The organism is Pseudomonas sp. LBUM1663, assembly GCF_059695905.1.
In genome coordinates this window covers 4,933,579-4,948,965 of record NZ_CP166792.1, presented here as the reverse complement: position 1 = coordinate 4,948,965, position 15,387 = coordinate 4,933,579, and the positions used below count along the sequence as shown (strand labels likewise).

Below are 15,387 nucleotides of genomic sequence, written 5' to 3'. Positions count from 1 at the left end.
TTCACGTGGGGTTGATTAATCGTTGTCATGACCGCAGTAATTCCTACCTGAAAGGGATTTTCCCCTGCTTACCGAGGCCCGATTCATGAGCGTTATCGATCTACGCAGCGACACCGTCACCCAACCGACCGCCGGGATGCTCGACGCGATGGCCACTGCGGCCACCGGTGACGACGTCTATGGCGAAGATCCGACGGTCAATCGTCTGGAAGCGGAATTGGCAAAACGGTTGGGTTTTTCCGCTGCGTTGTTCGTGCCGACGGGCACCATGAGCAACTTGCTGGGCCTGATGGCTCATTGCGAACGGGGTGACGAGTACATCGTCGGCCAGCAGGCGCACACGTATAAGTACGAAGGTGGCGGCGCGGCGGTGCTCGGCTCGATCCAGCCGCAGCCGCTGGAAGTGCAGGCCGACGGCTCGCTGGATCTGACGCATGTCGCCGCCGCAATCAAACCGGACGACTTCCATTTCGCCCGCACGCGGTTGTTGGCGCTGGAAAACACCATGCAGGGCAAAGTCCTGCCGCTGGAGTATCTCGCCCGGGCACGCAGTTTTACTCGTGAACATGGGTTACAGCTGCACCTGGACGGCGCTCGCCTCTACAACGCGGCCGTCAAGTTGGGTGTTGATGCCCGCGAGATCACACAGCACTTCGATTCGGTCTCGGTCTGTCTGTCCAAAGGCCTGGGCGCGCCGATCGGTTCGGTGTTGTGCGGCTCGGCGGAGTTGATCGGCAAGGCGCGTCGCCTGCGCAAAATGGTCGGTGGTGGCATGCGCCAGGCCGGTCTTCTGGCGGCGGCGGGGCTCTACGCACTGGACAACAACGTTCAGCGTCTGGCCGACGATCACGCCAATGCGCAATTTCTGGCTGACGAACTGCAAAAGGTTGGTTACGAAGTCGAACCGGTGCAGACCAACATGGTTTACGTGAACATGGGCGACAAGGCCGAGGCGATCAAGGCCTTCGCGGCCCAGCGTGGCATTAAGCTGAGCGCTGCCGGACGCCTGCGAATGGTCACGCACATGGACGTCAGTCGCGCTCAAATCGAGCAAGTTGTGGCGACATTCGTCGACTTTTCTCGCAACTGATCGACTTGGCGGTCCAATTGACCGTTTCTATCGTATAAACACGCTGTACCCCGCGCGCTGGGCCGATATAATGCGGCCCTTTGCCGTCGCTTCGTCTGTTGACGTTTCGCACAGGCCTTTGGCCGCAGCCTCCGTGGAAGAACCTAATGAAAAGCGCAGAAATCCGTGAAGCCTTCCTTCGCTTCTTCGAAGAGCAAGGCCACACCCGTGTAGCCTCCAGCTCTTTGATTCCGGGCAACGACCCAACCCTGCTGTTCACTAACGCGGGGATGAACCAGTTCAAGGACTGCTTCCTGGGCCAGGAAAAGCGCGCGTACACCCGCGCCGTCTCCAGCCAGAAATGCGTGCGCGCCGGCGGCAAGCACAACGACCTGGAAAACGTCGGTTATACCGCCCGTCACCACACCTTCTTTGAAATGCTGGGTAACTTCAGCTTCGGTGATTACTTCAAGCGCGACGCGATCACCTACGCCTGGAACTTCCTGACCTCCGAGCAGTGGCTGAACCTGCCGAAGGAAAAGCTCTGGGTCACTGTCTACGCCAGCGATGACGAGGCCTACGACATCTGGACCAAGGAAATCGGCGTTCCGGCCGAGCGCATGGTCCGCATCGGCGACAACAAAGGCGCGCCATACGCTTCCGATAACTTCTGGACCATGGGCGATACCGGCCCGTGCGGTCCGTGCACCGAGATTTTCTACGATCACGGCGCCGACATCTGGGGCGGCCCGCCCGGCTCGCCGGAAGAGGACGGCGACCGTTACATCGAGATCTGGAACAACGTGTTCATGCAGTTCAACCGCACCGCCGATGGCGTGTTGCACCCGCTGCCAGCACCGTCGGTCGACACCGGCATGGGCCTGGAGCGGATCAGTGCCGTGCTGCAGCACGTTCACTCGAACTATGAAATCGACCTGTTCCAGAGCCTGCTGAGCGCATCCGCCAAGGCTATCGGCTGCACCAACGACGCTCAGGCTTCCCTGAAAGTCGTGGCTGACCACATTCGTTCGTGCGGTTTCCTGATTGCCGACGGCGTGCTGCCGTCCAACGAAGGCCGTGGTTATGTGCTGCGCCGGATCATCCGTCGCGCCTGCCGTCACGGCAACAAACTGGGCGCCAAGGGCAGCTTTTTCTACCAGATCGTTGCGGCGCTGGTTGCCGAGATGGGTGAAGCCTTCCCTGAGCTGAAAGCCCAACAGGCGCACATCGAACGCGTACTGAAAGCCGAAGAAGAGCAGTTCGCCAAGACCCTGGAGCAGGGCCTGAAAATCCTCGAGCAGGATCTGGCCGAACTCAAAGGTGACGTGGTGCCGGGCGACGTGGTGTTCAAGCTCTACGACACCTACGGCTTCCCGATGGACCTGACGGGCGACATCGCTCGCGAGCGCAGCTTGACCATCGACGAAGAAGGCTTCGAACGCGAAATGGAAGCCCAGCGCGTCCGTGCCCGTTCCGCCAGTTCCTTCGGCATGGACTACAACAGCCTGGTCAAGGTTGATGTGGCCACCGAATTCACCGGTTACAAAGCCACCAGCGGTTCGGCGAAAGTCGTCGCTCTCTATAAAGATGGCCAGTCCGTGGACGTCTTGAGTGAAGGGCAGGAAGGCGTGGTCGTGCTGAACCAGACCCCGTTTTACGCTGAGTCCGGCGGCCAGATCGGCGACTGCGGTTACATTCAGGCGGGCAGCAGCCGCTTTGATGTGCGCGACACCACCAAGACCGGCGGCGCGTTCCTGCACCACGGTGTGCTGGCATCGGGTAGCCTGATCGTTGGCGCACCGGTGGAAACCCACGTTGAAGCCGACGTGCGTCACGCCACTTCGCTGAACCACTCGGCCACTCACTTGCTGCATGCGGCGTTGCGCAAAGTGCTGGGCGATCACGTTCAGCAGAAAGGCTCGTTGGTCGACAGTCAGCGCCTGCGCTTTGACTTCAGCCACTTCGAAGCCATCAAGCCTGAGCAACTGAAGGCTCTGGAAGACATCGTCAACGCCGAGATTCGCAAGAACTCCGCCGTTGAAACCGAAGAAACCGACATCGAGACCGCCAAGAAAAAAGGCGCCATGGCGCTGTTTGGCGAGAAGTACGGCGACAACGTGCGCGTGCTGAGCATGGGCGGTGATTTCTCCGTCGAGCTGTGCGGTGGCATCCACGCCAACCGTACCGGCGACATCGGCCTGCTGAAAATCATCAGCGAAGGCGGTGTTGCTTCGGGCGTGCGTCGTATCGAGGCAGTCACCGGTGCTGCGGCACTGGCTTACTTGAACGCTGCAGAAGAACAACTCAAGGAAGCGGCCAGCCTGGTCAAGGGCAGCCGCGACAACCTGATCGACAAGCTGTCGGCTGTGCTGGAGCGCAACCGTCTGCTGGAGAAGCAACTCGAGCAGTTGCAGGCCAAGGCGGCCAGCGCGGCGGGCGACGATCTGTCGGCTTCTGCCCTGGACGTCAAAGGCGTGAAAGTGCTGGCCGTGCGTTTGGACGGTCAGGACGCCAAGGCGCTACTGGCGCTTGTCGATCAGCTGAAAAACAAACTCGGCCGCGCAGTGATCCTGCTCGGCAGTGTCCATGAGGAAAAGGTCGTTCTGGTTGCAGGCGTAACCAAAGACCTGACTGGCCAACTCAAAGCCGGTGATTTGATGAAGCAAGCCGCTGCGGCAGTGGGCGGGAAGGGCGGTGGTCGTCCAGACATGGCGCAAGGCGGTGGTACTGACGCTGGCGCACTGGACGCGGCACTGGCCCTGACTGTTCCATTTGTAGAGCAGGGTTTATAAGGCAGGGTGTCCGGCCTGCAGTCTAGTGGCGGGCCGGAACGCTGTTTGAGTGATTATTTGGGCGCCCTTCATGGGCAGAGGCGGCTTTGAAATGGCTTTGATCGTACAGAAATTTGGAGGCACCTCGGTCGGCACTGTCGAGAGAATCGAGCAGGTCGCCGACAAGGTTAAGAAATTCCGCGATGCCGGCGATGACCTGGTGGTTGTCCTGTCGGCCATGAGCGGCGAAACCAACCGTCTGATCGATCTGGCCAAGCAAATCAGTGGTGATGGCCAACCGGTTCCGCGTGAGCTGGATGTGATCGTCTCCACGGGCGAGCAGGTGACGATTGCACTGTTGGCCATGGCGCTGATCAAGCGCGGCGTGCCTGCGGTGTCTTACACCGGCAACCAGGTGCGGATTCTGACGGACAGCGCGCACAATAAAGCGCGTATCTTGCAGATTGATGACCAGAAGATTCGCGGTGATCTGAAGGCAGGTCGTGTGGTGGTTGTCGCCGGTTTCCAGGGCGTCGACGAGCACGGCAACATCACCACCCTCGGTCGTGGCGGTTCCGACACCACCGGCGTGGCGCTGGCGGCAGCCTTGAAGGCTGACGAATGCCAGATCTACACCGATGTCGATGGTGTCTATACCACCGACCCGCGTGTGGTTTCCGTGGCCCAGCGCCTGGACAAGATTACCTTCGAAGAGATGCTGGAAATGGCCAGCCTCGGTTCCAAGGTGTTGCAGATCCGTGCGGTGGAATTCGCCGGCAAGTACAACGTTCCGCTGCGCGTACTGCACAGCTTCAAGGAGGGTCCGGGCACCCTCATTACTATTGATGAAGAGGAAACCATGGAGCAGCCGATCATTTCCGGCATCGCTTTCAACCGCGATGAAGCCAAGCTGACCATCCGTGGCGTGCCAGACACCCCGGGCGTTGCATTCAAGATTCTCGGTCCGATCAGTGCCGCGAATATCGAAGTCGACATGATCGTGCAGAACGTTGCGCACGATAACACCACCGACTTCACCTTCACCGTGCACCGCAATGACTTCCAGGCCGCACAAACCGTGCTGGAAAACACCGCTCGCGAGATCGGTGCCCGTGAAGTGGTTGGTGACATCAAGATCGCCAAGGTCTCGATCGTCGGCGTCGGCATGCGTTCTCACGCAGGCGTGGCCAGCCGCATGTTCGAATCCCTGGCGAAAGAAAGCATCAACATCCAGATGATCTCGACGTCGGAAATCAAAGTCTCCGTTGTGATCGAAGAGAAGTATCTGGAATTGGCTGTGCGCGCTCTGCACACGGCTTTCGAACTGGACGCACCGGCCCGAACGGGCGAGTGATGCGTTTGCCAAAGGGCGCGGTCTGACCGCGCCCTTTGTCTTTTTTGAATAGCGCGACCCAAGAACTGTTCTTTTGCTCGCGCTGGTCAATACTCAGGCATGTAGGGCTGCGATCGTTTCCGGTTGTAGGTCGAGTGCCTTTTTTTTGCAGACTGTTGTCCCTGAAATGAAATGCGTGAGGAGAAAGGTATGCTGATTCTGACTCGTCGGTGCGCAGAAAGCCTGATTATTGGTGATGGCGAAATCACCGTGACCGTGCTCGGCGTCAAAGGAAATCAAGTGCGTATTGGCGTTAACGCACCCAAAGAGGTTGCGGTTCACCGTGAGGAAATCTACTTGCGGATCAAGAAAGAGAAGGACGACGAACCAAGCCATTAATTTTTATCGTTTTTTATGTTTGCAAACGGGGAAGAAGCTGGTTAATATACGCCCCGTGTTGCGGAGAGCTGGCCGAGTGGCCGAAGGCGCTCCCCTGCTAAGGGAGTACACCTCAAAAGGGTGTCGGGGGTTCGAATCCCCCGTTCTCCGCCATTATTTGCGTAGTACGTTGTAATCTGGCTTTTTCGGTAAGTGTTTGAAATTACTAGAAAAAGTGCTTTACATAGAGATTAGACGGCCTATAATGCGCGGCAACAAATGCACTCGTAGCTCAGCTGGATAGAGTACTCGGCTACGAACCGAGCGGTCACAGGTTCGAATCCTGTCGAGTGCACCATTTAAGAGTTGTTTGCAGCAATGCGAATGACTTGGCTCCAACCAGTTGTGATCTGGTATAAAAACACAAATGCACTCGTAGCTCAGCTGGATAGAGTACTCGGCTACGAACCGAGCGGTCACAGGTTCGAATCCTGTCGAGTGCACCAAACACCAAAAAGCCCGCGTTTAACGCGGGCTTTTTGCCGTCCAGGATTTGGCTTTTCCCTTGGTGCATCCTTTCTCATCGAACTCGACGTTTGCACTGCGGCCTCGCTTGATGTCGTAGCGGTAGCTCGTTGCGGAATTCCTGATACTGATCTTGTCCGGCTTGCCCAGGGCGCTCTCGACGTCCTGTTGTGTCATGCCGGCGACTATCCGTTGATGGATGATTGCTTCGCGCCGTTCCTTGGCGGATATCAGGTTTCCGCACTTGTCCTCAGATTGGCCGACAACGGTTGGCTCCTTCCTTCTGATTTTCATCGTGGGTGTTTCCCGAGTGCCAGCCTCGGGCATGAGCGCTATGGCGTTGCCGGGCGTGAAAGTGCGCACATCCTGCAGAGAGAGGCTTTCACCGTCCGCGCAACTCAAAGTCGTGAAGGTGAGGCGACCGTCGGGTGCTTCGCAACGGTGAAGGGTGGTTGCCTGCAACCGGGGCGAAAGGCAGAGCAGGGCAAGCAGTAAAAAATAAACGGTAATCGATGGCATCAAACGTCCTCCATGACGGTCCATGTCAGGGTAGCCGCTACATTTTTCGATGAGGGTGTGTTTTCTTTTCAGAATGAGTCGTCGCAGTTGGAGAGATCAGGACTGCACTCAGCTTTGTCTTGCAACCGCTTGTTTCAGCCATGATTTTTTAACGTTTAAAACCGTCGGGCGGTGTATCATTGCGCCCGTCAGCCCCGCCGGGGCTTGTGGAATACCTCCATGGACTTACCCAGTAGTTACTCAGTATCCCGTTTTTCCAATCATGAATTGACTGATTGATCCTTCCGGCGTGCCCCGCTGCTGGGAGTGGAGTTCGCCTATGTCTGAAGTTGAAGTAAAGAAAACGCAGGAAAGCTTGCAAGACCGCCTCGCTCAAGTCGTTGAGCTGCTGCAGCGCCAGCGGGTGGTCGAAGACCTGACTCATCGCCAGGAAGGTCCGCATCACGACCGGGTCGAGAACCTGGTTCACCGGCAAAACCTCGTCGAGCTGCAACGCAAGCTTGATGATCTGCACTCCGCCGACGTTGCCTACATCCTTGAAGCCTTGCCGCTGGACGATCGTCTGACGCTCTGGCAATTGGTCAAGGCTGATCGCGACGGCGACATTCTCCTCGAAGTATCCGACTCGGTTCGTGAAACCCTGATCGCCGACATGGACGATCACGAACTCCTGGCTGCGGCCAAGGACATGGACGCCGACGAACTTGCTGACCTGGCTTCCGAGCTGCCGCGAGACGTCGTCCACGAGTTGATGGAAACCCTCGATGGTCAACAGCGTGAGCGCGTCCGCTCCGCGTTGTCCTATGACGAGGAGCAAGTCGGTGCGCTGATGGACTTCGAGATGGTGACCATCCGTGAGGATGTCAGCCTCGAAGTCGTTCTGCGTTACCTGCGGCGTCTCAAGGAGCTGCCGGGCCACACCGACAAACTGTTTGTGGTCGACTACGATGGCGTGCTCAAGGGCGTGCTGCCGATCAAGCGTTTGCTGGTCAATGATCCGGAAAAACAGGTGTCGGAAGTCATGGCCAGCGACCCGGTGAGTTTTCACCCGGACGAGGACGCTTACGACGCCGCTCAGGCGTTCGAACGTTACGACTTGATCTCGGCGCCTGTGGTCGACAAGAACGGCAAGCTGATTGGCCGTCTGACCATCGATGAAATGGTCGACCTGATCCGTGAAGAGAGCGAAAACGAAGTGCTCAACATGGCGGGTCTGCGCGAAGAAGAAGATATCTTCGCCTCCGTCTGGAAATCCCTGCGTAACCGTTGGGCTTGGCTGGCGGTCAATCTGATCACCGCGTTTATCGCATCCCGGGTGATCGGCCTGTTCGAAGGCTCCATTGAAAAACTGGTGGCGCTGGCGGCATTGATGCCGATTGTGGCTGGTATCGGTGGCAACTCGGGCAACCAGACCATCACCATGATCGTTCGAGCCATGGCACTGGACCAGGTGAGCACCGGCAATACCTCGCGATTGATGCGCAAGGAGCTGGCCGTCGGTTTGATCAATGGCCTGGTCTGGGGTGGCGTGATTGGCGTCGTGGCCTATCTACTTTATGGCAGTTGGTCCCTCGGCGTGGTGATGACCGCCGCCATGACGCTTAACTTGTTGCTGGCGGCGTTGATGGGGGTCTTGATCCCGATGACCCTGGCGCGGCTTGGGCGCGACCCTGCGATGGGTGCGAGCGTGATGATTACCGCCATGACTGACAGCGGCGGGTTTTTCATCTTCCTCGGGCTGGCGACTATTTTCCTGCTTTGACTTGCCTGCTTTAAGAAACCCGCCCAATCGGCGGGTTTTTTATCGCCGAATTTCAGGCAAAAAAAAGCCAGCTATTATGCTGGCTTGGGCTTTCGGGTCGAATCAGGATGCGTCTGCGGCCATTTCGGCGTCATGGGCAATCAGCGAAACAAGAGCATTTTGCTGACGGTGGGAGAGTTGGCGGAAGCGTTGCAGCAGTTCGCGTTCGTGCAATGACAGCTCCGGGCTGTCCAGGCGCATGCTCAATTCTTCGCCCAGTGCACCTTCCTGAATAAGACTCTGCTCAAGGCGCGCAATGATTTCGGAGTTCATGCTGCGATGATGATTGCGAGCCACCTCGGCAATGCGTTCACGCATTCCGTCTGGCAGACGTACGACGAACTTGTCAGCCGTACGGCTGGAATAAATTGCCTGTTTCAATGGGCGCATATATTTAACCGGTTAGTTCAGGGGAGCGGTTCTCGGGATTGGCCGCAGGATGTCTGATAGGACAAGCTCTCTGGCCAAATGTTCAACCTGAATTGATAGAGGCTCGCATCATGCCTCAAAGCAGCCAGATCATTGGCGTCAATTCTGTGACAAATATTGAGCTGGGTAAAGGCGTTATGCCAGCATCCTTATCAAAAATGTGGACTGGTTAGAAAACTTTGGCCCATGCCCGTATCGCAGACCGCGTCCTTTGCCCCGTCAGGTGATGCCCGAAGACGCCTGAAGGTGCATGCTACGCGGATTCGATCCTTGGTCCTTGCCTTATACAGGATAGTGGCAAATGGCCGATTTACTAGTGGCAGACCCGCAAAGGGGGATGATTCAGGATGGATGGCAGGTTGATTTACTTGATGGGGCCTTCCGGATCCGGCAAGGACAGCCTCATCGAAGCGGCTCGGCGACCTATACGCTCGATAAATGGCGAAGTTGTACGTCGGGTCATTACGCGTTCGGCTGAATCCGTAGGCGAAGACGCCATCGGAATCTCTCGCAAGGCGTTCGCGCAACGCCGCGCCAACGGTGACTTCGCGCTGTCTTGGCACGCCAATGGCCTGGATTACGGCATTCCGGTCCAGATCGACCATTGGCTGAGGGACGGCTGTCTTGTGTTGGTCAACGGCTCTCGCGGCCACCTGGCCGAAGCGCTACAACGCTATCCCACGCTGCTGCCGGTGCTGTTGACGGTCAAGGATGAGGTGTTGCGCGAGCGCCTGATGAGGCGTGGTCGTGAGAGTACTGAGGAAATTGAAGCGAGATTGCGCCGCAACGGGCTGTTTGCGGCGGAGGATTCTCTCGGTGACACGCAGATCTATCGACTCGACAACTCTGGGGAGCTTACGGACACCGTCGCCAATCTTCTGAAATTGCTGAACGTCAGCGCAAAACCGGATCGAACTTGATCTTGCGTCCGACAATCAGCGCGAGCACGAACAATGCGCCGAATACACCGCAGGCAACCAGGGGCAGGGTGGCGAGCGCATCCGGAACCCATGACAAATGAAGAACGCCGCTCAGTAAGGCGAGGATCAAACATCCTGCGGCTGATTTGGACATGCTGTGCTCCTGATAGGGTGATTCAAAATACCAAGCGTTCCGAAGACTGCGACACCAGCGGGTAAGTGTGCTGGCTCACATCCTTGCCAACAAAGCCGCGCTGATCGTTCATGACCGCCAATTGCGGGGCTTTTTGCAGCTGGAGGTAATGGGGCATCCGTTGCGCAACCTGCACAGCGCCGTTCTCCTCGGGGGCAAAGTGGACACCCAGCAAGACGGTAAGGGCGATTGCATTCGAGAGTAAAAGGACGCTGTTCATGAGGCTGACCTCGGTTGTTCGTAAGAACAGCTGAAGCAGCCCGCGTGCCAAGAGTCTAACGGCTATTAAATCCTTTAAAAACAAAGAATTAACTTATTGCTCAAAGAGGCGGTCGTTGCAAATTGCAATGATGGCATTTTGAGAGGATGCAATTTGCACGGTAAATTAGGCCACGATGACAAAGGGCTGCTGCCTACACTTAAAAAGCCCTACGGACGACATGACAAAAGCAGGCCTGCCCGTTAACATGCACGCCGTCCCTCGCACCGCATTCCTTGCGGGCGATCTGTGTCTCAGTAGCTCAATTGGATAGAGCATCCCCCTCCTAAGGGGAAGGTTGGCAGTTCGAACCTGCCCTGGGACACCATCTGATTTTCAGCATCGCGCTGTGACAAAGCCCCGCCGGAGAAATCCTCCAGCGGGGCTTTTTTGTGCCCGGTCAACCCGACGACCTACATGGCAAGTCCGTCATTGCTGTGCCTTACTCCTCGTACCACTCAGGGAGCGAAGCCATGCGACACAGAGGCGCACATTTCTGGTTATGGACCAACACCCGGCTACCGCTCCACACCCATGAAGAAGTGCTCAGCGATGGTGTGCAGGTCGAGGTGCAGGCGCGGATCGGCCAAGAGGGCATGACCCAGGTGTTTATCGGTATTTATGCCGACAGTGGCTGGGCAATTTGCGAGGAATTTCACGACAGGACGGTGGGTGAGTATTACTGCATCGCATTGAAGTGGGGCGCTCAGCGGGCGAGAGAATTGGTTGCGGACACTCAGGCGTTTGTCGCGCCACACCGGGTGCAGTTCACGTTAACACCAGTGATCACCGATGAACCGACGCTGGCGCTGCGGCGCATGGAAATGACCGAACGTGAGCGTTTGAAAATCCGCTCCGAAGACGCCTGGTCGGAGTACCTGGCAGCCAAAGCCGCGATGCTTGAGCTGATGCGCGCAACCAAAGTCGACCCCGGGGTGTGGGCGGACCACAAAGAGCGCCTGCGGCAGGCGATTGATCGGCGCATCAGTGTGCAACGCGCCTATCTGTGCTGAGTCATTTGCCGATCGACAGGCTCGACGAGCGCCGCAGTTCTTCGATGGTCTCGATCAAGTCATCGTAGGACACCGGTTTGCCGATGTGCTGGTCGAAGCCCGATTGCCGGGATTTCTGAATATCGCTGTGGGCACCGTAGCCTGTCAGCGCAATGGCCGGCACATCCCTGAGCAGCGGGAGTTGCCGCAAGGCGCTCATCAGCTCGTGACCGTTCATGACCGGCATGCCCAAGTCCGAAATGATGAGGTCGAAGTGCGTGCCTTTTGCGGCGTCCAGAGCGGCCACCGGACGGTCGAAGGCAATCACTTGCGCGTCCTCCATTTCCAGCAGCAACTTCAAGGTTTCCAGTACTTCGGCAGAGTCGTCGACCAGCAGGATGGTCAAACCGCTCAGCCGTCCGGCACCTTCGACCTGCGTAGCGGTTTGAGCGTCATGTTCAGTCTTGGCCATCGGCAAGTAGACACTGAACGTGCACCCTGCGCCCAATCCGGGTGAGCTCACTTTAACCGAGCCCCGTTGCGCTTCTGTCAGTTGGCGGACCAGCGACAGGCCAATCCCCAGCCCTTCACGGTTATGCGTGGCATGTTGTTTCTCTGCCTGCCCGAACAGATCGAACACGTGCTCAAGGTTCTCGGCGGCGATCCCGGTGCCGTTATCTATGATGTCCAGTCGCACTCTGTTGCCATCCTGGCTGGCGACCAGTTGCACCAGCCCAGTGGGTGGGGTGAATTTCAGTGCGTTGTTCACCAGGTTCCAGATGATCTGTTCCAGGCGTGTCGGATCGGCATGCACCATCAAAGGCTGCGAAGGCACATGCAACTCGACCGTGGTTTCGTGCCGCTCGTTGAGGACGACGCTGTGGATATCGCGCAGCACGCTGACCAGGTCCACGGTAACCGGTTGCAGTCTGAGCTTGCCAGTACGGACCCGCGCGACATCCAGCAGATCATCGATGATCCGGGCCTGGCTGTTGACCGCATCGCAGATCGTGTTGACGGCCTTGGCGGCGGGCGCCAGCGTCTTGGTCGCCGGCAGGCGCCGCAGCAGTTCCGCGTTGAGCTGGATCAGGTTCAGCGGGTGCTTGAGCTCATGGGACATGACCGCGAAGAACTCGTCCTTGAGGTAGTTAGTGTTGCGGGTCTCGGCCAGCGCCAGGCTTTGCTCTTCGTGTTGACGTTTGTGCCCGGTCAGGTCCCGGGCGATTTTAACGTAGCCCTGCAGGTTGCCGCCGCTGAGCAGGGTCATCTCGCCGCTGCAGAAAAACCGGCTGCCATCCTTGCGCAGGTGCCAGCGTTCGTCATCGCAGCGGCCATGAGTGCGAACCGCCAGCAGTTCGTTTTCAGGCTCCCCGGAGGCGCGGTCTGCGTCAGAGAAAATAAAGTCGTAGTACGCCCCTTCGGCTTCGGACTTGCTGTAACCGAAAATCAGCTCGGCGCCTTTGTTCCAGCTGGTGATCACCCCTTGCTCATCAAGGGTGATGATCGCGTAATCGCGGGTGCTTTCAGCCACCAGGCGCATGCGTTCTTCGCCCAGGCGCAGGTCTTCTTCGGCGGCGCGGCGCTTGGTGATGTCGATGAAGGTCAGCACCGTGCCATCGATGTGGTCTTCGCTGGAGCGGTAGGGCAGCAGGCGGGCTATGTACCAGCGTTTGTCGGTGCTGCTGACTTCGTGCTCGATCATGTTCAATGACTCGAAGACCAGCGCTGCATCACGGGCCAGGTCGTCGTAGTGCAGACGGTGGGTGATGTCGAGCAAGGAGCGCCCGGTATCTACCGGCAACATGCTGAAGATGTCCGTGGCGCGCGGGGTGAACCATTTGATGCGCATGCTGCGGTCGACGAACACCGTGGCGATGTCGGTGGAGGCAATCAGGTTGGTCAGGTAGTCGTTGATCTTGTCGGTTTCTTCAACTTTGGTTTTCAGCTCGTAGTTGACCGTCAGCAACTCTTCGTTGATCGACTGCAGTTCTTCCTTGCTGGTCTCCAGCTCTTCGGTGGCCGAGCGCAGTTCTTCGTTGATCGCCTGCATTTCTTCGTTGGAAGCCTTGAGCTCTTCGCTGGAGACTTCCGATTGTTCAATGGTGTCCTGCAAGTGCAACTTGGTGCGTTGCAGTTCGCGTTCAAGGTTGGACAGCACCTGGCTTTCGGTTTGCAGCAGGGTGGTGGTGGCCTGTTCGGAAGGATCGACTTCGGCCTCTTCGAAAATCACCAGGACGAATTCACCGTCCGACGCTTCGTCCTTATAAGGCTGCGCCATCAGGTCGACCTTGTAGCGCCGAGTGTCGCGGGTGATCGACACCGCGCGGGATTTCACTACCAAACCGCTCTGCTGGACCTGAAACAGTGTGGTACGGATTTCCAGGCGCAATTCCGGAAGGATCAGTGTCAGCAGATTGCGCGACAACTCACCGCCCACATGGCGCAGGAAACGCCCGGCGCTTTCGCTCATGTGCAGGATGTCGGCGTTGGCATCGACAATCATGCTCGGTGGTGCGGCGCGTTCGAGGGCGCGCTGATGAATATCGCCAAAGGACAACTTGCGCTGCACCGCGCTTTGCGGTGCCTCACGGGAAACGTCGGTGCGCACGTAACCGCCACGCGGCATGGTCGGAGTGCGTCGGCTATTGGCGGTGCCGGTCTTGGCGCGGAAGATCCGGTTGCGCTTGTCCACCGGGGCGAACAGCTCGTGGCAAGCGTCCGCGCTCTCGGAAGAACCCAGGAACAGAAAACCGCCCGGGCGTAGTGCAAAGTGGAACATCTGCAGGATTTCACGCTGCACTTCGCGATCCAGATAGATCAACAGGTTGCGACAGACGATCAGGTCGATTTGCGAGAAGGGCGGGTCGGACAACAGGCTGTGTTTGGCAAACAGGACCTTCTCGCGAATCTCCTTGCGAATCCGGTAGTGGTCGTCTTCCTTGATGAAGTAATGCCGCAGGCGCGTCGGCGGTACATCGGTCACGATCGCTTGCGGGTACAGACCGGCTCGGCCGATGCTGATGGCACGCTCGTCGATGTCGGTGGCGAAGAGTTGCAGCGAGGCTTTGCTGGCGTCCAGTTGCAGTTGATCGTTGAGCAGCATCGCCAGGCTGTAGGCTTCCTCGCCCGTGGAGCAGCCGGCCGACCAGACGCGGATTTCTTCTTTTTCGGGCTGCGCTGACACGGCGGCACTGACCAGTTGCGGCAGCACGTCCCGTTCCAGGGCTTCGAAAGCCTCGCGATCGCGGAAGAAGTTGGTCACGCCAATCAACATGTCACCGAGCAGGGCCTTGGTTTCTTCGGGATTACTTTGCAGATAGCGGAAATAGGCCCCCAGGTCTGGCTGGGTCGTGACCTGCATCCGACGCTCTATCCGCCGCAACACGGTCGCGTGTTTGTAGTGTTTGAAGTCATGGCCGGTGCCGGTGCGCAACTGGATCAGAATATCGTGCAACATCTGTTCGGCGAGCACCGCGTCACGCTCGGACACGGAGGCGAAGACTTGCAGTTCCGGATCGTTTGCGGTGGGCAGGCTGATTTCCTGCGAGTTGTGCCACAGCTCCAGCAGTTTTTGCGGCATTTCCACCACCGGCAACACCAGATCGACATTGCCGGTCTCGATGGCGGCGCGAGGCATGCCGTCGAACTCGGCATCTTCCGGCGCCTGGGCCATGGTGATGCCACCGTGTTCCTTGATGCGCGACAGCCCGACCGCGCCATCGGAGCCACTGCCCGACAGCACCAGGCAGAAGGCGCGCTCGCGGTGGACTTCGGCCAGGTCGCGGAAGAACAGATCGATCGAGGCGTGTCGCACTTCGCGCGGGTCGTTGCTGCTGACCTCAAGCGCGCCGTCATTCATGGTCAGCCGCTGAGCCGGAGAGATGACGTAGACGTGGTTTTTCTCGATCGGCACGGTCTCGGTGACTTGCAGGACCGGCATCCGGGTCGATTCCTGGATGATCTTGTCTGCGATGCTCTGGTGATCGGGCGACAGGTGAAGAATGATCACGAAGGCCATGCCGTTGTCGTGCGGCATGTTCTCGAAAAACAATTTGATGGCTTGCAGCCCACCCGCCGACGCGCCAATGCCGACAACCGGAAAGTCCAGGGAGCTGGGGCTCAGGGCCTTGCGCTCAGGATCTGTGGCCGAGTGCTGGGGTGTGCTGGTCATTTCTTCTGCCTTTGCCGGCGACTACGG

12 protein-coding genes and 4 tRNA genes are annotated in these 15,387 nt (G+C 58.2%); 11 read left to right on the top strand and 5 right to left on the bottom strand.

The window, feature by feature from the left end:
• Positions 1-85 precede the first annotated feature (85 nt).
• From ltaE to ACA075_RS22680, 7 genes are all read left to right on the top strand, one after another.
• A complete protein-coding gene (gene ltaE / locus ACA075_RS22710) occupies positions 86-1,090 on the top strand; it encodes a low-specificity L-threonine aldolase (RefSeq protein ID WP_497295477.1) in 1,005 nt (334 codons plus the stop codon).
• Between the two features lie 146 nt (positions 1,091-1,236).
• Positions 1,237-3,861, top strand: a complete 2,625-nt coding sequence (gene alaS / locus ACA075_RS22705; RefSeq protein ID WP_497295476.1) for an alanine--tRNA ligase — start codon at positions 1,237-1,239, stop codon at positions 3,859-3,861.
• Between the two features lie 91 nt (positions 3,862-3,952).
• Positions 3,953-5,194, top strand: coding sequence for an aspartate kinase (locus ACA075_RS22700; RefSeq protein ID WP_008033100.1), 1,242 nt, complete (start codon positions 3,953-3,955; stop codon positions 5,192-5,194).
• Positions 5,195-5,383: 189 nt separating this feature from the next.
• Positions 5,384-5,572 carry a carbon storage regulator CsrA gene (csrA, locus tag ACA075_RS22695; RefSeq protein ID WP_003178872.1) on the top strand — a complete coding sequence of 63 codons (189 nt, stop codon included), beginning with the start codon at positions 5,384-5,386 and terminating at the stop codon, positions 5,570-5,572.
• 62 nt (positions 5,573-5,634) lie between these two features.
• Positions 5,635-5,725 (top strand) — tRNA-Ser (locus ACA075_RS22690).
• Positions 5,726-5,832: 107 nt separating this feature from the next.
• Positions 5,833-5,909: transfer RNA gene (locus ACA075_RS22685), tRNA-Arg, on the top strand.
• A gap of 71 nt (positions 5,910-5,980) precedes the next feature.
• Positions 5,981-6,057 (top strand) — tRNA-Arg (locus ACA075_RS22680).
• A 19-nt stretch (positions 6,058-6,076) separates the two neighbouring features.
• Here the strand turns inward: ACA075_RS22680 and ACA075_RS22675 are convergent.
• Entirely contained in the window at positions 6,077-6,595 is a 519-nt protein-coding gene (locus ACA075_RS22675) for a cell envelope protein SmpA (RefSeq protein WP_497295475.1), read from the bottom strand.
• A gap of 319 nt (positions 6,596-6,914) precedes the next feature.
• Here ACA075_RS22675 and mgtE point away from each other — a divergent pair, with 319 nt between their 5' ends.
• Complete coding sequence (mgtE, locus tag ACA075_RS22670; RefSeq protein WP_010457218.1) at positions 6,915-8,357, top strand: magnesium transporter; 1,443 nt, start codon at positions 6,915-6,917, stop codon at positions 8,355-8,357.
• Between the two features lie 102 nt (positions 8,358-8,459).
• Here the strand turns inward: mgtE and ACA075_RS22665 are convergent, their stop codons facing one another.
• Complete coding sequence (locus ACA075_RS22665) at positions 8,460-8,786, bottom strand: Arc family DNA-binding protein (RefSeq protein ID WP_003178899.1); 327 nt, start codon at positions 8,784-8,786, stop codon at positions 8,460-8,462.
• Between the two features lie 386 nt (positions 8,787-9,172).
• Here ACA075_RS22665 and phnN point away from each other — a divergent pair, with 386 nt between their 5' ends.
• Positions 9,173-9,745 carry a phosphonate metabolism protein/1,5-bisphosphokinase (PRPP-forming) PhnN gene (phnN, locus tag ACA075_RS22660; protein WP_497295474.1) on the top strand — a complete coding sequence of 191 codons (573 nt, stop codon included), beginning with the start codon at positions 9,173-9,175 and terminating at the stop codon, positions 9,743-9,745.
• Here phnN and ACA075_RS22655 read toward each other — a convergent pair.
• The gene (locus ACA075_RS22655) at positions 9,720-9,899 is read right to left on the bottom strand and encodes a PA3371 family protein (RefSeq protein WP_497295473.1); all 180 of its coding nucleotides are present in this window, start codon (positions 9,897-9,899) and stop codon (positions 9,720-9,722) included. The two genes, phnN and ACA075_RS22655, sit on opposite strands and share 26 nt — an antisense overlap.
• 22 nt (positions 9,900-9,921) lie before the next feature.
• On the bottom strand, positions 9,922-10,158 hold the full coding sequence (locus ACA075_RS22650) for a hypothetical protein (protein ID WP_497295472.1): 237 nt from the start codon (positions 10,156-10,158) through the stop codon (positions 9,922-9,924).
• 290 nt (positions 10,159-10,448) lie between these two features.
• On the opposite strand from ACA075_RS22650, the gene ACA075_RS22645 reads away from it, so the two are divergent.
• Both ACA075_RS22645 and ACA075_RS22640 read left to right on the top strand, forming a co-directional pair.
• Positions 10,449-10,525, top strand: a tRNA-Arg gene (locus ACA075_RS22645).
• 145 nt (positions 10,526-10,670) lie between these two features.
• Positions 10,671-11,210: a hypothetical protein gene (locus tag ACA075_RS22640; protein WP_497295471.1), complete on the top strand. Its 540-nt coding sequence runs from the start codon at positions 10,671-10,673 to the stop codon at positions 11,208-11,210.
• Position 11,211: 1 nt separating this feature from the next.
• Here ACA075_RS22640 and ACA075_RS22635 read toward each other — a convergent pair whose 3' ends face one another.
• A complete protein-coding gene (locus tag ACA075_RS22635; protein ID WP_497295470.1) occupies positions 11,212-15,360 on the bottom strand; it encodes a CheR family methyltransferase in 4,149 nt (1,382 codons plus the stop codon).
• Between the last annotated feature and the right edge of the window lie 27 nt (positions 15,361-15,387).